Here is an 18,081-nt window from a genome sequence, read left to right as displayed (position 1 = left end):
ATTTGGTTAAGACGATATGCGCGGCGGTTTTATGTTTAGTGTTTAGTACCGCCCATGCCTCACTCACACTTGTTGCCAATCCCTACCCGACGTTTATTAGCGGGCAGAGCGATGAACCAGCCCGTATTAACGCCGTAATCAACGAAGCATTTAAACGCGCAGGGATTAGCATAACCTTAGTGGTTGAACGACCGGCTTTTTCTGGCTCTGGGTTATTGAGTGGCAAGTATCAAGGCGAATTTGCTCGATTAACGCTGGCTGAGCCTAACGACCAGTTTTTGTATTCTCGCCCATTTTCTCCGGCGCATTTGTATTTAGCGAGTAAATCTACCCCATTAACAGGCGTCAAACACTTCGAACATGTTATGGGCAGCAGAGTGGCTGCAGAAAATCGCCTCGTCAACACACCATTACTACGCGAAGAGAAAGCCGTAAATTGGGCTCGTAATCCATCAACCTATGATGTTTTCAAACAGGTTGCTGACAAGCGCGCTGATTTTTTACTGGCAGACAAACTCATTATCGACGAGTTTAATCTGTTATTGACTGACGCTGATGAAGAGCCCTTGGTCGTTTCACCAAGCCCTTTGGTGAAGGCCGATTTTGTCATCTCGATCAATAAACAAGTGAAAGACGCGCCAGCTATCATCAGTGCCTTCAATCAAGCGATTGAAAGCATGCGTGAAGACAACACACTGGCAACATTGCTGCAAACACCCGCTGCATCTCGCAAAAGCTTACTTGATGCCAACGTATACAAACGCCTAGTACGTGAGTGGTAAACTTACTTTAGGCCCATGTTTGTTGGCTACGCGCCACAATGTTTTGCATACACGCCATGATGTGATCGCGAAACCACTGGTGCTCATAATCATCGCGATACTTCACATGCCACGCTGCAAGCACCTCAACGAGCGGCAGTGAAGGCGGCAACGCTATTAACGACATATCAAGGCTTTGTTTCAGTTGATACGCAATCATCCCAGGCATCGTTGCGACCGCATTTGACTCCCTCGCCGTCAGCGCCGCCGAGAAAAAGCTCGGTACCATAAACTGGTGGCTCCGAGACAGTGAAAACTGATTCAGCACCGCATTCACTTCATGGTCAAATTCCGTCTGAATGGTGGCCAATACATGGGGATAAGCAAGCAACGAAGCTTCATCCACGGTGGTACTTTTCAAAGGGTGGTCAGGGGCGACCAATCCAACCAAAGCCACTTCACCCAGCTTTTTAACGACGGTTTCCGGCGGAAATCCACGTCGTCCACTAATTTCAATATCGATATTATCCGCTCGAAAATCTCCCGAGGGAAACTCACCGATAAAGTGGAACCCCACGTGCGGTGCTTCAGCTTGAATTCGAGGCAATAGTTCACGACTGATCACGCCCGCTAAAGTACCATCGCAACGCACCCGAAATACGCGCTGACAAGCTTGCATGCTGTCGGGTTGTTGTCGAGTAGCTAGAGATTCAGCCAACCCCAACAAAGTCCTCAATTCTGACTGCATAGCTTCGGCTCGAGGTGTTTTTACCAAGTGTCGACCAGACCGCACTAACAATTGATCGTGAAATGCCTCGCGCAGCTGAGACAGCGCACGGCTGACGGTTGGTGCACTCATCGAAAGAATACGCGCTGTTTCGGTCACACTTTGCGTTAACAGTAACTGTTCAAGTATGGGCAATAAATTGAGGTCGACACGATGGAGCACACCATTACCGGATTTCATAATATGAAATAACTCTTTTTAAATTTTTCAATTTTGACAACTCATCACGCACAGTAACATGAGTAAAAGGTTTTACAAGGAAAACACCATGCGACTACTACCCTCCCGCTGGGCCCTCGTTGGCGTGATCAGTCTGTGCTTATCGTCAGCATTTGCTCACGCCGCGTCAGGCCAGTTATCTGCCGAAGCACAGCAAATTATTCAACAATACAATATGCAACACATACCCCATGAAGGCCCCTATTTTCTGCAAACAGCGAAAAGTCATGAGCTAATTGAGGGCCAGATGGCTAAACGCTATCAAGGTACGCGGTATGCGTACACGGCCATATTATCTATGATGACCGACGTCGACTTTTCAGCTCTTCATCAACTTAACAGCGATGAAATTTGGCACTTCTACGGTGGTGCGCCGGCCGAAATTGTCATGCTCTACCCTGACGGTAACACCGACGTAATTATTTTCGGTAATCAAATATCACAAGGCCAGCAACCGCAAGTGGTTGTGCCTAGAGGAGTATGGATGGGCGCGCGCCTGTTACCGGGCGCAGAAAAAGACTACACATTTTTCGGCACTACCATGGCTCCAGGCTTCGAATACCAAGATTACACCGCCGGCAAGCGAGATAGCTTATTGCGAGATTATCCCGCACAAGCTGCACGTATTATCGCGTTAACTCGCCCAGACAAAGACACCGAACTGACTCAGGAAGGTCAAGTGAAAACCACACAACCACCAGTACACATTGAAGAACTTATAGGCCTTAACGGTCCGGTAGTAAACGCAGCAACGAGTGTTGCCAAAGTCTCTATGGCGGCTAACTCCCAATTGCCACTGAGCTTTAATAAAGAAAATACCGAAGTGGTAATAGTGGTCAGCGGAACCGGCACATTAACCATTGCGGGCCAACCAACTCCGCTTTCGCCCAACGCAGTGGTTCTACTTCCACCGCAAGTGAAGTACCAATTTTATGCCAGCAGTGACTTGGTGTTCTACGCCATTGTCTCTCCAGCGTTTGAACCCAGTGACCATATCGAGATCAAGGAGTAACGAGTATGCCATTTCTACGACTATGCCTGTACATGATGCTTTTCTGCGTCTCTCTTTGCACTTATGCCCAGCCGCCAATTAAAATTAAGGCTGTGGTTTTGGTTAACTTTGAAATTGGCGAAGACACCGGTGACACCGCCGGAGAATTCCAACATTGGATGACACGAGGCATTGACGGCAAAACACCACTCACCTGTACACCTCTTCCATTTAGCACACACGATGCATGCCTTGACCACACCCAAAGTGTATTGGTTACCTATACCGGCCTAACGGCTGATAAAGCAGCGGCAAGTGTGATGGCATTAGGTCTTGACCCTAGGTTTGACTTTAGCGAAAGCTATTGGCTCATTGGCGGAATTGCCGGTATTGATGCAGACGACGGCTCTCTTGGTTCCGCGGTGTGGGGAAAGTACATAGTAAATGGAGATTGGGCACATGAAATCGACCCGCGTGAAATGCCTGCGTCTTGGGACATTGGCTATATCCCTTTCGCTCGCAATGAGCCGTACGCGCAGCCAGCCAAAGATGAGCAAGGAAAAGTATTCGCGTTAAATACCCAGTTGGCCGATTGGGCATACCAATTTACGCAAAGCCTACCGCTAGCGAGTAGCGAACAAATGGTGTCTATTGCCAAGGAATATACGACTCAACCTAACGCACAACGAGGCCCAATAGTGATGCAAGGCGACAATGTGTCTGCCAGTACATTTTGGCACGGAAAAATTCTGAACAAATGGGCGAATGATTGGATGCACTATTGGACTGAAGGCAAAGGCGAATTTGTCACCAGTGCAGTCGAAGACAGCGGCATTATGGAAGCAATCCGCTTTTTAGCACAGGGGCAGCGTGCTAATACGCAACGAGTCATGTTACTCAGAACGGCGAGTAATTTCACAACGCCTCCTCCTCACCTCGACGCCGCGACCAACCTTGCACGTGAGATGTCGGGCTTTGGCGCAATGGAGCCCGCGGTAGAAAACCATTGGCGTGTTGGCAGTGCCGTAATCAGAGAAATTGTTAACAACTGGAGTCAGTGGCAACAAAAGCCGTAACAAGTTAAAGAGGCCGCCGCCAATCGTGGAGGCCTCCAACTATCGAATGATTAGCAGTCGAATCGATCGGCGTTCATCACCTTAACCCACGCGTTAACAAAGTCTTTTACAAACTTCTCCTGATTATCGTCTTGGGCATAAACCTCTGCGTACGCACGCAATATTGAGTTAGAACCAAAAATCAAATCAATGCGTGACGCCATATATTTCGTATCTCCCGTAACTCTGTCAATCAAGGCAAAATTGCCGTTATCGGCAGGAGCCCAGCGATAAGCCATATCCGTAACATTCACAAAGAAATCGTTAGTTAGCAAGCCTTCCCGCTCGGTAAATACGCCTAATTGAGAACCGCCATAATTGGCGCCCAGTACCCGCATCCCGCCTATTAGCACTGTCATTTCCGGTGCGGTTAAGCCCATCAACTGAGTGCGGTCGAGTAACAGCTCTTCAGCCGCCACCGAATAATCGCGCTGTAACCAATTGCGATATCCGTCGTGAATAGGCTCAAGAGGCGCAAATGAATCGCCGTCGGTCATGGCGTCCGTTGCATCTCCTCGTCCAGGCATAAATGGTACTGTGACCGAGAAACCAGCGTCACTAGCGGCCTTTTCTATCGCGGCTGACCCAGCAAGCACAATGAGGTCAGCCAAGCTGACTTTCTTCGACAACGACGCTTGAATACTTTCCAGCGTGCTGAGTACCCGCTGTAACCGCTCTGGCTCGTTGCCCTGCCAGTCTTTCATCGGCGCTAAGCGAATTCGCGCGCCATTGGCCCCGCCGCGGTAATCAGAACAACGGAAAGTACGCGCACTGTCCCAAGCGGTGGTAATCATATCTGCACTGGATAAACCACTATCGAGTAGCGTCGATTTAAGCGCTGCAATATCGTTAGCATCAAGGGTGTAATTTACAGCCGGTACAGGATCTTGCCATATTAGGTCTTCAGCGGGCACATCTGCGCCAAGGTAGCGAGCTTTAGGGCCTAGATCTCTGTGCGTTAGCTTAAACCATGCTCGCGCAAACACATCAGAGAAATACTCAAAGTCATCGTTAAACTTTTCAATGATTTTGCGGTACGTCGGGTCCATTTTCATCGCCATATCCGCATCTGTCATGATGGGATTCAAGCGAATACTGGGGTCTTCAACATCTACGGGCTTGTCTTCTTCTTTAATATCAACCGGTTCCCACTGCCACGCACCGGCTGGGCTTTTAGTGAGTTCCCAATCATAGTTAAGAAGTAAGTAGCAGTAACCGTTATCCCATTTAGTCGGATGCGTAGTCCACGCCCCTTCAATCCCCGAAGTCACGGTGTCTCTGCCGATCCCTCGCGACGTGTGATTATTCCACCCCAAACCTTGTTCGCTGATATCAGCCGCTTCGGGTTCTGGGCCTAACAAAGCAGCGTCGCCATTGCCGTGCGTTTTCCCCACGGTGTGCCCACCCACAGTCAGCGCAGCGGTCTCTTCGTCATTCATCGCCATACGCGCAAAGGTCTCGCGTACTTGCGCGGCAGTTTTTAATGGGTCAGGGTTACCATTCACCCCTTCTGGATTCACATAAATTAACCCCATTTGTACTGCCGCCAAGGGGTTTTCCATTGTGTCTGGGGCATCAACATTGTCATAGCGATGGTCGCTGGGTGCTAACCATTCTCTTTCAGCCCCCCAGTACACATCTTTCTCGGGGTGCCAAATATCTTCTCGTCCACCAGCAAAACCAAAGGTTTTTAGCCCCATGGACTCATATGCCATATTGCCCGCCAAAATCAGCAAATCGGCCCACGATATTTTGTTGCCGTATTTTTTCTTAATTGGCCATAACAACCGCCGAGCTTTGTCGAGATTAACGTTATCTGGCCAAGAATTAAGTGGCGCAAAGCGTTGGTTACCGGTGCCACCGCCGCCACGACCATCAGCAATGCGATACGAGCCAGCTGCATGCCACGCCATACGAATCATTAAACCGCCATAGTGCCCCCAATCCGCCGGCCACCAAGCCTGACTGGATGTCATCAACGCTTTTAGATCTGATTTCACCGCGTCTAAATCCAGCGACGAAAAAGCCTCAGCGTAGTTAAAATCGGGGTCTAGCGGGTTGGTCTTGGTATCGTGTTGGTGAAGAATGTCGAGGTTTAACGATTCTGGCCACCAATCGGTGTTGGTACTTTTCGTTGTAGTCTGCCCGCCATGCATTACCGGGCACTTGCCTGTATTACTAGAGTTATCCATTGCTTATCTCCAATTCAGATAACGTCAATATCAAAAAACTGCGATATTTAGCTTGGGGTAGTTATCAAGATAGCAGACATATTGAATAACTGTTTGTTAGCGCGTCCTCTTTTAAATATAAAGTGCCGCATGCTTTAATAGTTGTGATTTTCTAGCGAAACAAACAAAAAGATGCACGCACCACCCATTTATTACAATAAATAACATCACAAAATGCATTTATCGTGATTAAAAAAATGATTGAAATAGCGATTAAGCGGCACCATAGTGTATGGATACAGGCACTTTCAACCGCCAAATGTTAATACATTGTGATAAATCACGTTCTGGAAGGCAAAATGGCTGGAAAAGAGATAAATCTCAAGAAAACACGAAAATTGTTATTTGATATATTGCGGCCCGAAACAAGCTTTTTTTATGTCGCAATCGCCTATGGGCTGGGAATTGGCCTACTGACCCTCGCTGTACCTATTGCGGTTCAGACGCTGATTAATACCGTTGTTAACACTGCCTCTACCCGTGCCGTTGTGATACTCAGTATTATCTTATTTATCACGCTATTGCTCTACGGGATCCTGAGCGCATTGCGCGTGCGTGTGATGGAGTTGTATGAACGCCGTATTTATAGCCGGCTAACCGCAGACCTCACCCTCAAAACCATACAAGCACACCACAAGTTTTTTGAAGGAAGAAGAAACACCACTATCACGCATCGTTATTTTGAAGTGATGACATTTCAAAAAAATATTCCCTCGCTGATGGTAGATGGCTTCGCATTGGTTCTGCAGCTACTTGTTGGTTTTACCTTAGTCTCTTTCTATCACCCATTTTTGTTAGCCTTTAACCTTATTGTACTACTGATGATGTGGTTTATTTGGCGCGTACTAAGCAAACAAGCGAAAACCACCGCTGTGGCGTTGTCGAATTCTAAATACGAAACAGCCAAATGGCTCAGTGATATTTCGTCAGCCCCTACTTTCTTTAAATCTAGTCGACACTTGCGTTTCGCCGCAGACAAAACCGAAGGCATGATCAGAGATTACATTAGCTGTCATGCTGGCCACTTCAACTTTACCTTTTCACAAACCGTTTTTTATTTAGTGTTATATGCACTAGCCAGTTCAGCCTTGCTGGGTTTAGGTGGTTGGCTCGTCGTTGAAGAACAGTTGTCGGTAGGTCAATTAGTGGCGGCTGAATTGATCATGTCAGCCGTCTTTCTAGGTATCTCTAACTTCAGTACCTACCTTATTCTGTACTATGAACTCTACGGTGCTGCACAAAAGCTGGGAAGTGTGCTGAATATTCCACAAGAAAACACTGCAACCTCAGACCGCGACGTTGAAGGTGACAACACATTGGTTTTTCACGATGTGGTCTTGAGTCAGGATGACAAAAAATGTGGGGTCGATATCGCGCTCAAACCCGATGCTAAGTACTTTGTGATGAACAACCAAGTATGGCAACAACGGCGCTTTCTCAGCTCTTTAAAGTGCTACGAAACTCCCGACAGTGGTTGGATACAATTAGGTGAAGGTGCCATTACCGATTATCACACCTATGGGTTGCGTCAAGCTATCGCAACCATCGACCGCGGGCTGATTATCGAATGTAGCATTTTAGAATACATTCGATTGATTGCCCCCAATGCAACAGAGAAGAAAATTCGTGAAGTATGTGGTGAGTTGTTACTCGAACCCACTATCAACAATTTGCCGTTGGGCTTAAACGCGATGCTGTCCCCTCTGGGTTACCCGCTTCAGCCCACTGAGTTTTTATTGCTCAAGGTTGCAGCGGCATTACTTTCTCAACCCAAAGTGTTAATTCTCAACCAGCATTTTGATGCTATTCCAGCGCATTTACGTGAAGTCATCCTCGCTTATATTGAGGCTCAACCGGTCACCGTACTGTACTTTACTACCGCCCCATTACCCCATTATTTCGACGGGACCATTCAACTTGACGAAACCAGTCATTTAACGCCACATTCAGCAACGAAGGAGACCGACGATGAAGTTTGATCAAAAAGCCTTCATGGCAAAAATGAACATTGTGGCTTCACAAAACGTGCCCCAACTGCATCGCGTTTTAGCCTTTATGCTTGTGGTATTTGTTGGGTTAACGATTGCGTTACTCTATTTCACCCCTTGGCAACAAACCGCTTTTGGCACAGGAGTGGTAAGTACACTTGACCCCAGTGATCGCGCGCAACCTATATCAGCTCTCGTACCGGGGCAAATTAAGACTTGGCACGTACAAGAAGGTCAATCGGTGAAAGCCGGCGATCCGCTTGTGACCTTAGAAGATACCGACAAACAACTCGTCGAAAAGCTCAATGCACAGTTACGTGCGGCTCAATCTAAATACGACGCAGACATGTTAGCTGTGCAAAATGCCCGGTCTAATTTAGACCGACAGCGCAAATTAGCGGCAGAGGGGCTAGTGTCACCCCGACAAATTGAAGCTGCCGAAATCGTGGTACAAGAAAAACTCGCCACAGCAGCTAATTCTCAGCAATCAATTAATACGGTCAGCATGTCACTGGCTAGGCAGTCAACACAAACGAAAGTGGCGCCACAAAGCGGCACTGTTACCCAACTACACTCTGGCGGCATCTCTACCATGGTGAAAGCGGGAGATATACTCGGTTGGTTTGTACCTGAGGGTGTTGAACGCATGGTTCGCGTGAAAGTGAACGGCCTTAATGCCCCCTTGATCACCCCAGGCCGCAAGGCCCGTTTACAGTTTGAAGGTTGGCCGATATTTCAGTTTAGCGGCTGGCCAAGTACATCTGTAGGCACGTTCGGCGGTATCGTTTACACAGTAGAACCTGTGGCTGATGCAAATGGGCAATTTACCGTATGGATAAAAGAAGACACCAACGAGCGTCCGTGGCCTGATGAACGCTTTGCGCGACTAGATAGCCGAGTTAACGCGTGGGTGCTGCTCGAAGAGGTACGTTTAGGTTACGAATTATGGCGACAGCTCAATAACTTCCCTCCTGAAAGCAAACAAATTAAGGAGCAATTAAAAAGTGGTAAATAAACGATTATTGCTTGCTCTTCTCTTTGTTCCTTCTGTTTCTTTTTTTGCAAAGGCGGCAGATTCTGTCGCGCCTTCTGCGTCAGATGTTCTTAAGTCGGTATTGCAACACCATCCAAAACTGCTTGAATTGGAAGCAAAATCAGGGCAACGACAAGCGACACTGGATGCCGCAGAAGCAGCTTTTGATATAAGTGTTGAGCAAGAAACGGCATTGCGTACTTCTGGCTATTACAGTGGTGACTATCTCACCCAACGCGTGGTTAACCCATTGGGTTTTGCCAATGCCAAACTCAAAGGTGAATACCGCTACGCCAATGGGGATTTTCCGTATTATGAACGCGAATATCCTACTTTGTCTGGCGGTGAAGCCAGTGTTGGGTTGTCTTTGTCGTTGCTCCAAAATAGAGACATAGATAAAAAGCGTATGGCCATTCAAGACGCCCAATTGGGAATTGGCCAATGGCAAGCTGAACAAGCCCAGGCTATCAATATTCTCGTATTCAGTGGCCTTAGCACCTATTTGGATTGGTACGAGAGTCATTTAAATGAAAAGGTCTATGAAGACTTACTCGCCACTACGCAGATGCGCGGCAAAGCGATAGCCAAACGAGTGAGTACCGGTGATCTCGCCCCTATTAATCAAACCGAATTCAACGTCACCTTGATGCAACGTGAATTGGCTTTGCAACAAGCCAAACAAAAGGCGGTTCAAAGCCGTGAAAAACTCGCTTATTACTTTCGCAATGCACAGTTCAAGCCGGTTAGCGCTGATACACTTACGGGCATACCCAATGATATTGCATGGCCGTGGCGTGCCGATAAGCTCAACCAAGGTGTTTTATCGAATTACGTAAATACCCATCCCGAATTAGCAGAACTCCGGTCTGAAATTACGCTTGCAGAAAACAAACTGAAATTAGCTCAAAACAGTTTGTTACCCACTCTTGACCTCGAGGCAAAACTCGCTCGAGATTTAGGTAACGGCCCTGAAAACCTAACAGGAACAGAGTCAAAGGTGAGCCTACAGTTTTCTATGCCATTGGGGCGTCGCCAAGCCAAAGCCGAAGAGGCTCAAGCTCAGCTAAAACTCCAAGCACTTAACTACCAGTTACAAACCACCAGTGAAGCCATTTTGCGAGACGTAAAAGTCGCGTTTCAAGCAGTAGAATACGCCCAACGAATTGCAGCGTTACAAGAACAACAAGCGCAACTCGCAGAGCAGCTTTTTACCCAAGAAAAAAAGCGGTTTGAAATGGGTGATAGCGATCTCTTTTTGCTGAACAGTCGAGAGGCACAAGCCATCGGTGCCAAGCTTGATACCATCAGTGCAAAAATTGCGATTAAACGTGCCACCCTGATCACTCTCTATCAAGCTGGAATGCTGGCCAACGACGAAACTACGTTGGCCTCTCGCTAGCTATATCTAGATTAAAAGAAGGCTTGTAACCCGGTTTGTGCCCGCCCCAATATGAGGCCATGAATATCATAGGTGCCTTCGTAGGTATTCACGGTTTCGAGATTAATCATATGACGCATAACGTGAAATTCATCCGATATCCCATTTCCGCCGTGCATATCCCGAGACTGTCTTGCAATATCCAAAGCTTTACCGCAGTTATTGCGCTTGATCAGTGAAATCATGGAAGGGTCAAAACCGCCATCATCAATCAAGCGACCGACTCTGAGTGCCGCTTGGAGACCTAGCGTAATTTCAGTTTGCATATTGGCGAGTTTGGTCTGGAACAACTGTGTTTGTGCCAACGGACGATTAAATTGAATACGGTCTAATCCGTACTGTCTAGCCGCATGCCAGCAAAATTCAGCACTGCCCATTGCGCCCCAAGCAATGCCATAACGGGCCATATTTAAACAACTAAACGGCCCTTTCAAACCTCTGACTTTGGGCAATACATTTTCTTCTGGAACAAATACGTTATCCATCACGACTTCACCAGTGATAGAGGCTTTTAACGACAACTTACCTTGGATTTCGGGAGCACTTAACCCAGGCATCCCTTTTTCCAGAATAAAACCACAGATTGCATCGTCTTCGTCGCGTTTTTTGGCCCACACCACAAACACATCAGCGATGGGCGCATTGGTGATCCACATTTTATTACCCGTGAGTTTATACCCTCCCTCAACTTTTTCGGCTCGGGTTTTCATGCCGGCAGGATCAGAACCAGCATCAGGTTCGGTGAGTCCAAAACAACCAATAAATTCACCCGAAGCGAGTTTAGGTAAGTATTTTTCTTTCTGTGCCTCACTACCAAAGGCATTAATGGGGTGCATAACCAAAGAAGACTGTACACTCATGGCACTGCGATAACCGCTGTCTACTCGCTCAACCTCACGGGCAATCAAACCATAGCTTACGTAATTCACACCGGAACAGCCGTAACCTTGAATAGTGGCACCAAGTAACCCCATGTCGCCAAACTGGCGCATAATCCTAGGGTCAAAGTGCGCTTTTCGATTTGCCTCAAGAATTCCTGGCCTTAACGCTTGCTGACAAAACTCATTTGCAGCATCGCGTATCATGCGCTCTTCTTCAGACAATTGCTGTGACAAACCTAGAATATCTTGCCAATCACTTTGCGTTACTGCGGTTGTAGCCATGGTTTTTCCTACACCAGTTTAATGATGACAATGAGTGTATCACCGCCAAAAACTATCCCCCATCAATCCTGTGTAGGCTAAACCATTCACTGTGTTAATAATGCGGTACACACGCTTTGGTTATAGATGGTGCAGAGGCAGTGCTGTGGAGTATTTTATTTGCTCCATGGCAAAACTGGAGGTAACGTCGCCCAAATGAATACCCTTGACTAAACGCTTGTAGAAATGATCGAAACTACGCATATCGGTAACCAGTACCTTAAGCATATAGTCGTATTCACCTGACATGCGATAAAACTCCACCACTTCGTCGAAGGCAGAAGCATGCCGAGCAAACTTGTCTAACCACCCCCCATCGTGCTGCGCGGCTTTCACTTGCACAAATACCGTCATAGCCAGACCCAATTTTTCAGCATTGAGTAAGGCAACTCGTTTGCTGATTAAACCGGCTTGTTGTAACCGTTGAATACGACGCCAACACGGTGTGGAGGTCAGCCCTACCGACTCAGCAATGTCATTAATAGGTAGCTCGGCATCTCTTTGTAACGCAGAGAGAATCGCTTTATCCACCGAATCTATAGCAATATTTTTCATAATTTAAAGTAAAATTAGAATTTAACTGCACAAAAGATGCCTTAGAAACCTTAATTTAGCAAATAGATTCGTGTGAGCGTGACACACTAATAGACAGAAAATAATGGCAAGCAGTAGCCACAATTAGGGAGTAATACCATCATGTCTAATGCGCAATCGGTAGCGAGTGTCAGGCAACCTCACATTTATGCTGATATCACAGAAGTGATTGGCAATACGCCTCTAGTGCGAATGCCTCGTATTATGGCTACCCATCAAAGCCAAGCAAACTTGTTGGCAAAATTGGAATACTTCAACCCAGCTGGGTCAATAAAAGATCGCGCCGCACGCAGTATGCTAGCGGCGTTGAAAAACTCACCACAATTTAACTCGCGCACCCATATTGTCGAAGCCACATCGGGAAATAGTGGCGTTGCCTGCGCCTGTTTGTGCGCTATTTATGGCATCCCCTTAACCATTGTCATGCCTGAGAATATGTCACTAGAGCGCCAAAAACTGATCAAACACTATGGCGCTACATTAATCACCACGCCCGCTGAACTCGGTACTCCCGGCGCGATTGCCTATTGTGAAAAGCTGGTTGAAGAAAACCCTGATGCAGTGGCTATCGACCAGTTTTCAAACCTAGCTAACCCAGCTGCGCACAGCCGAACAACTGCTGAAGAAATTTGGCGTGATACTGCTGGTACTGTGGACGTTGTGGTTGCTGGCGTAGGAACAGGCGGCACCATTACGGGGTTGTCGCATACCTTGAAAAAACACAATCCTGAGATAGAAATTGTACTGGCAGAACCTGCATCCTGCCCTCTGCATAGCAAGGGAAAGGTAGGTAAGCACATAATACAAGGTATAAGCACAGGGCACATGCCAGCAGTGTTCCAACGTCAAGCGGTTGATACGGTAGTAACTGTGGCGGATGAAGATGCAATAAAAATGGCTAAAGCCTTAGCCCGTTCTGAAGGAATGGCTGTGGGTTTATCATCCGGTACAGTGACAGCAGCAGCCTGTGAATTAGCCAAACAGAAAAAATATCAGCATAAGAATATTGTTGTGATCATGGCTGACGGTGCAGAACGCTATTATTCAACGTGCTTGTTTGAAGATTAACAAGCACGCTGAACCTGCGTTCATCGCGCTTAGCCCGCGGTTTTCTCCCACCACGGGGCAGAGAAGTCCACTTGAGACTCTGGAACAGTCAGGCCATATTTGTCGGTCGACATAGCTTGCCAAAATGCCTTTTCAAACGCTTGATGAGAAATGACGATCTCGCCTCGCTCGAAATAACCCGTTAACAACGAATGATAGGCTTTAATCGGCGAAAGTGGATTACTCTGTTGAAAGACCACAGTGCCGCCATAAGTCTCATAAAGCGCTTTATCTACCTGCCAACGCATAACTTGTTTCTGCGCGATGGCTCGCTTATCAGCATCGGATTTATCTGCCATAGCGGGGCCAAACTTGTCGAGAAAGGAGCTGATAAGCGCTTCTGTTGGGGCAATGCCTTTTTCGTTCGCAAATTGTTTCAAAGCCGCGTCAAACAGTACTTCGGTTAATTTATTCTCGCGATAAACCGTTAAGAAACCCGGCTCGTTGATCATTGCTTCGCCATCCATATCTGCAAATTCTTTTAACTCGTCTTTGGAAGGCGACAAACTCGATAACGTAATAGGCTTAGAGAATGCAGACGCAACAACATGATCTTGCGCGCAAGCCACACCACTAATACAAAAAACAAAGAAAAAACAAAAACAACGCGCAATCATAACGTCACTCCCTATGACATAAACTCGCTATAGCATAGCGACTATTATTGTGAGTTACCAACAAACAGGATCAACACACACATTAGCTAGACAAACATGTGACGGGGAAAAATTGGGGATAGGCGAGACAAAAAGAAACGGCGCCCTATAGGCGCCGTTACATAAAAACCTTTATGGCTTAGATGGCATTTACGTTTGCAGCTTGAAGACCTTTTTGACCTTCTTCAACTTCAAACTCAACGCGCTGGCCGTCAGTTAGGGTTTTATAACCTTCAGAAACGATTGCACGGAAGTGTACGAATACATCTTTACCGCCGTTGTCTTGAGTTAAAAAGCCGTAGCCTTTATCAGCGTTGAACCATTTTACAGTGCCAGTTACTTTAGACATGTGAACCTCAAAAATTACAAATATATAGTTGCGACGTGCGCAATACCTTGTCTTTAAACAGTGCGGTTATTCGGTTTTATACACTTAACAATGAACAAACGCCTGAACACAAATCACGAAGTAACTTGAGAGGTTTAACATGTAGCAAGTAACAAAATAATCACGTCTACTTAAAGACAAGATCTACTATACCACTGAATCTGCAAATTGATACAAAAATTAATCATTTATCGCCATGATTAATAAAAAGTTCACGCAAGCAGATAAAAAATCTCGCGTTAGACGCTGGTTTTACTTCTGCCCCTTTCGCCATGAGAGGTACCACATCAATAATCCAACAGCCCCTAAACCTGTAGAGATGCCCCAATGTAAGTCTTTCGAAACCAATATCACACTGCTGATAATAAAGGTCGCGCCGACAATACTCATGTGTGTGGCTTGTTGAGATTGCTTTTGCCTTTCCAGCAACGCTTGGTTTGCCCGCTCTTGATGTTCAGGAAAATGCTTCAACTGGCGTAAACTATCGTGCAGCAAGTCGGGCATATCGGGTAACTTTTCCGACCAAAACGGTAAGTTGTTTTTAATTTTGGTCAGCATGGCAGTAATGCCAATTTGCTCTTTCATCCAATTTTCGAGGAATGGCTTGGCGGTTTGCCACAAGTCGAGTTGCGGGTACAACTGGCGTCCAAGGCCTTCAATGTAAAGCAGCGTTTTTTGCAGTAGTACTAATTGAGGCTGCACTTCCATGTTAAAGCGTCGAGCAGTATTAAATAACTGCATAAGCACGTTACCGAAAGAGATCTCCGCGAGAGGCTTTTGGAATATAGGCTCACAAACAGTGCGGATGGCCATTTCAAATTCATCAATATTCGTATCGCCAGGCACCCAGCCTGAATCTGCGTGCAATTGTGCCACTTTGCGATAATCGCGATTAAAAAACGCGATAAAGTTTTCGGCCAAGTAACGCTTATCGTCTTGGTTCAGCGTACCCACAATGCCAAAATCGATTGCGATATATTGAGGGTTTTCAGGTGTGTTAGTGGATACAAAAATATTGCCGGGATGCATGTCGGCATGAAAAAAGCTGTCTCGGAATACCTGAGTAAAGAAAACTTCTACACCACGCTCCGCGAGCTTTTTCATATTGGTGTTTTGTGCCAGTAACGCGTCGATATTGGAGATAGGAATACCGCGAATACGTTCCATCACAAGTACATTACTGCGGCAATAGTCACTGTATATTTCTGGCACATAGAGTGACTCGGAGCCTTCAAAATTGCGCCGTAATTGAATACCGTTTGCAGACTCACGCATCAAATCTAGTTCATCAACAATGGTGCGTTCGTATTCTCTGATCACTTCAACAGGGCGTAAACGTTTGCCATCGGGCAACCACTTTTGCAATACCGTTGCGAAAGTAAATAGCAGTTCGATATCGGCCTTGATAGTGTGTCGAATATCAGGGCGAAGTACTTTTATTACTACTTCTTGCTGATTGTGTTTAAGCCTTGCAGTATGCACCTGTGCGATAGACGCAGAGGCCAGCGGCTTAGCGTCAAACTCACTGAAACAGGCCTCAATATTTGGGATGTCGAGCGCCTTGATGATAATCGCTTGGGCAAGTTCACTGGAAAAGGGCGTCACTTTGTCCTGCAATGTCGCCAATTCATTGGCGATATCATGAGGGAGTAAATCGCGACGAGTTGAGAGCATTTGGCCAAATTTGATAAACACGGGGCCAAGTGACTCAAGGGCCAGCATTATACGGCGACCTTCAGATTCATCTTTGTGCTTATTGCGAAGCCAAAAAAAGCTCCAACGCATTAATCGCGCATACCAAGGCAACCAACGATCTGGAATAACGTCATCTAACCCGTGTTCTAACATCACTTTCGTGATGTGATATAACCGCATGATCCGCATAACTAGTCTTCGTTACTCCGCATGGTTACTGCCGCTTCTAAGTTTGCCAGTCTGGCTTCGAAACGGTCCACATCATTGCGTAGTTCATCCACTTGGTCGTAAAAGTGAAGCAAGCCTAATTTACTTGCCACCACAGGTTTTTCGTCCACTAGCGTATCGCGAACTATGTGCCCCGCACGACTGAATAGTGTTTTAGCTTGCTCGCCTAGTTGCTTTGCAATGGCAAAGACTTGGTGAGCAAAAACATCTGAGGTACGACTCGCCAATACCTCTTCCCAGTCAATATCAAGCTTGGCGAATAATTCACTCGCTTGCTGCGCAATATTCAGCTCGCCATCCACACTCAATACGCCTTGTCTTATCATAGCGGTGAGTTGGCTTGACTGCTTTAATTCGGGTAACGCACTTAATTGGGTTTGTACAAAACACTGCTGTTTATCTAGCGTGGCAATAATCGCTTCTGGCGTGAGCGGTAACGCCAACACGTCAACTCCTTGAGCAGAAAACGCCAATGCAAATGGCTGCGACCACTCTTTAAGTTGCACAATAAGCTGCTTACCAGCGAGTGACTGCAAACGCTTGGCACTGTCTTCGTCCAACGCTAAGAGGTGATTAAGCCCCTGCTCAATCACACTGGTTAGTAGCGGCAATGCAGGCATTAAAACTTGTATCCTCGATGCAAGGCAACAATGCCACCGGTGAGGTTTTGGTAGTCGCAGCGTTCAAAGCCCGCTTCTTCAAACATCGCTTTCAACGTGTCTTGGTCTGGGTGCATGCGAATAGATTCAGCCAGATACTGGTAGCTTTCGCTGTCGTTCGCGATGAGTTGGCCCATTTTAGGCAAAATGTGGAACGAATACATATCGTACACTTTGGTCAACGCTTCGGTTGTCGGCTTAGAAAACTCCAACACTAACAAACGACCACCTGGCTTGAGAACGCGGTAAATCGACTTCAGCGCATTGGCTTTTTCCGTCACATTGCGCAAACCAAATGCCATGGTGACTAGGTCAAAATGATTATCGGGAAACGGTAAGGCTTCTGCGTTGGCTTGCACGTAATCAACGTTACCAACAATGCCTCGGTCGCGCAACTTATCGCGCCCAACACTGAGCATGGCATGGTTAATATCAGCTAATACCACTTGCCCTGTAGGACCAACGATACGAGAGAATTTCGCCGTGAGGTCGCCTGTACCACCAGCAATATCCAACACGCGATGTCCGGCACGCACGCCACTGCAATCAATGGTATAGCGCTTCCACAGGCGGTGAATACCCATCGACATCACGTCATTCATCACATCATATTTTGCTGCAACAGAGTCGAACACGTTGGCAACTAGCGAGGCCTTTTGCGATTTATCAACCGTTTTAAAACCAAAATGAGTTGTGTGTTCTGACTGAGATTCTGGTGAATGACTTTCTGGTGTGTCGTTATGATTCATGGGCGTTAGGCTACCATTCGCTATCTGCTAATTAGTCGTCAGTTTATCGAAAAGCGAGATTAATCAACAGTGATTTGTATCAATTCAAGTGAGGAGATTGTGCCATAAAAAAGGGAGCCAAGCTCCCTTCAGATTGATGATAAACCCCTCTTTTTTCAGAGGGGTTTATTTTTTCTAGCAGCCGAAGGCTGCGATCGCGATATTTTTTATAGCAGCTTTATTGTTCGAGTGTTGGGTTCT

Annotated in this window: 16 protein-coding genes; 7 read left to right on the top strand and 9 right to left on the bottom strand. The window is 46.7% G+C overall.

Going from position 1 to position 18,081, the window contains the following annotated elements; genetic code table 11:
* Nucleotides 1-38 precede the first annotated feature (38 nt).
* Nucleotides 39-782 (top strand): substrate-binding periplasmic protein, encoded by a 744-nt coding sequence (locus tag ACXAH6_RS16860; protein ID WP_474878717.1) that lies wholly within the window; start codon nucleotides 39-41, stop codon nucleotides 780-782.
* 7 nt (nucleotides 783-789) lie between these two features.
* Here ACXAH6_RS16860 and ACXAH6_RS16855 read toward each other — a convergent pair whose 3' ends face one another.
* The gene (locus ACXAH6_RS16855; protein WP_474878715.1) at nucleotides 790-1,728 is read right to left on the bottom strand and encodes a LysR family transcriptional regulator; all 939 of its coding nucleotides are present in this window, start codon (nucleotides 1,726-1,728) and stop codon (nucleotides 790-792) included.
* Between the two features lie 88 nt (nucleotides 1,729-1,816).
* On the opposite strand from ACXAH6_RS16855, the gene ACXAH6_RS16850 reads away from it, so the two are divergent.
* Both ACXAH6_RS16850 and ACXAH6_RS16845 read left to right on the top strand, forming a co-directional pair.
* A complete protein-coding gene (locus ACXAH6_RS16850) occupies nucleotides 1,817-2,779 on the top strand; it encodes a cupin domain-containing protein (RefSeq protein WP_474878713.1) in 963 nt (320 codons plus the stop codon).
* Between the two features lie 5 nt (nucleotides 2,780-2,784).
* Nucleotides 2,785-3,834, top strand: coding sequence for a purine nucleoside permease (locus tag ACXAH6_RS16845; protein WP_474878711.1), 1,050 nt, complete (start codon nucleotides 2,785-2,787; stop codon nucleotides 3,832-3,834).
* Nucleotides 3,835-3,884: 50 nt separating this feature from the next.
* Here the strand turns inward: ACXAH6_RS16845 and katG are convergent, their stop codons facing one another.
* Nucleotides 3,885-6,065: a catalase/peroxidase HPI gene (gene katG, locus ACXAH6_RS16840; RefSeq protein ID WP_474878709.1), complete on the bottom strand. Its 2,181-nt coding sequence runs from the start codon at nucleotides 6,063-6,065 to the stop codon at nucleotides 3,885-3,887.
* A gap of 338 nt (nucleotides 6,066-6,403) precedes the next feature.
* Here katG and ACXAH6_RS16835 point away from each other — a divergent pair, with 338 nt between their 5' ends.
* The 3 genes from ACXAH6_RS16835 to ACXAH6_RS16825 are packed head-to-tail and all read left to right on the top strand — an operon-like array spanning nucleotide 6,404 to nucleotide 10,524.
* Nucleotides 6,404-8,083, top strand: a complete 1,680-nt coding sequence (locus ACXAH6_RS16835) for an ABC transporter transmembrane domain-containing protein (RefSeq protein ID WP_474878708.1) — start codon at nucleotides 6,404-6,406, stop codon at nucleotides 8,081-8,083.
* Complete coding sequence (locus ACXAH6_RS16830) at nucleotides 8,073-9,107, top strand: efflux RND transporter periplasmic adaptor subunit (RefSeq protein ID WP_474878707.1); 1,035 nt, start codon at nucleotides 8,073-8,075, stop codon at nucleotides 9,105-9,107. The genes ACXAH6_RS16835 and ACXAH6_RS16830 overlap by 11 nt, the downstream gene beginning before the upstream one ends.
* Nucleotides 9,097-10,524 (top strand): TolC family protein, encoded by a 1,428-nt coding sequence (locus tag ACXAH6_RS16825; protein WP_474878705.1) that lies wholly within the window; start codon nucleotides 9,097-9,099, stop codon nucleotides 10,522-10,524. The genes ACXAH6_RS16830 and ACXAH6_RS16825 overlap by 11 nt, the downstream gene beginning before the upstream one ends.
* Before the next feature lie 11 nt (nucleotides 10,525-10,535).
* Here the strand turns inward: ACXAH6_RS16825 and ACXAH6_RS16820 are convergent, their stop codons facing one another.
* Together ACXAH6_RS16820 and ACXAH6_RS16815 are read right to left on the bottom strand one after the other, a co-directional pair.
* On the bottom strand, nucleotides 10,536-11,726 hold the full coding sequence (locus tag ACXAH6_RS16820) for an acyl-CoA dehydrogenase (RefSeq protein WP_474878703.1): 1,191 nt from the start codon (nucleotides 11,724-11,726) through the stop codon (nucleotides 10,536-10,538).
* 120 nt (nucleotides 11,727-11,846) lie between these two features.
* On the bottom strand, nucleotides 11,847-12,320 hold the full coding sequence (locus ACXAH6_RS16815) for an Lrp/AsnC family transcriptional regulator (protein WP_474878702.1): 474 nt from the start codon (nucleotides 12,318-12,320) through the stop codon (nucleotides 11,847-11,849).
* A gap of 141 nt (nucleotides 12,321-12,461) precedes the next feature.
* Between ACXAH6_RS16815 and ACXAH6_RS16810 the strand changes: the two genes are divergently transcribed.
* A complete protein-coding gene (locus tag ACXAH6_RS16810) occupies nucleotides 12,462-13,427 on the top strand; it encodes a PLP-dependent cysteine synthase family protein (RefSeq protein ID WP_474878700.1) in 966 nt (321 codons plus the stop codon).
* 29 nt (nucleotides 13,428-13,456) lie between these two features.
* Here ACXAH6_RS16810 and ACXAH6_RS16805 read toward each other — a convergent pair whose 3' ends face one another.
* The 5 genes from ACXAH6_RS16805 to ubiE all read right to left on the bottom strand — a co-directional run bounded on the left by ACXAH6_RS16805 (nucleotide 13,457) and on the right by ubiE (nucleotide 17,841).
* Nucleotides 13,457-14,083: a hypothetical protein gene (locus ACXAH6_RS16805; RefSeq protein ID WP_474878699.1), complete on the bottom strand. Its 627-nt coding sequence runs from the start codon at nucleotides 14,081-14,083 to the stop codon at nucleotides 13,457-13,459.
* Nucleotides 14,084-14,261: 178 nt separating this feature from the next.
* Complete coding sequence (gene cspE, locus ACXAH6_RS16800; protein WP_474878698.1) at nucleotides 14,262-14,471, bottom strand: transcription antiterminator/RNA stability regulator CspE; 210 nt, start codon at nucleotides 14,469-14,471, stop codon at nucleotides 14,262-14,264.
* A gap of 291 nt (nucleotides 14,472-14,762) precedes the next feature.
* A complete protein-coding gene (gene ubiB, locus ACXAH6_RS16795) occupies nucleotides 14,763-16,394 on the bottom strand; it encodes a ubiquinone biosynthesis regulatory protein kinase UbiB (RefSeq protein WP_474878696.1) in 1,632 nt (543 codons plus the stop codon).
* Nucleotides 16,395-16,396: 2 nt separating this feature from the next.
* On the bottom strand, nucleotides 16,397-17,053 hold the full coding sequence (locus tag ACXAH6_RS16790; RefSeq protein WP_474878694.1) for a ubiquinone biosynthesis accessory factor UbiJ: 657 nt from the start codon (nucleotides 17,051-17,053) through the stop codon (nucleotides 16,397-16,399).
* On the bottom strand, nucleotides 17,053-17,841 hold the full coding sequence (gene ubiE, locus ACXAH6_RS16785; RefSeq protein ID WP_474878692.1) for a bifunctional demethylmenaquinone methyltransferase/2-methoxy-6-polyprenyl-1,4-benzoquinol methylase UbiE: 789 nt from the start codon (nucleotides 17,839-17,841) through the stop codon (nucleotides 17,053-17,055). Before ubiE ends, ACXAH6_RS16790 begins: the two co-directional genes overlap by 1 nt.
* Nucleotides 17,842-18,081: the final 240 nt, after the last annotated feature.

This window comes from Alteromonas sp. ABE4_545 (assembly GCF_056161325.1).
The sequence above is the reverse complement of the archived record's forward strand: the minus strand, read 5'-3'. Positions and strand labels throughout refer to the sequence as shown.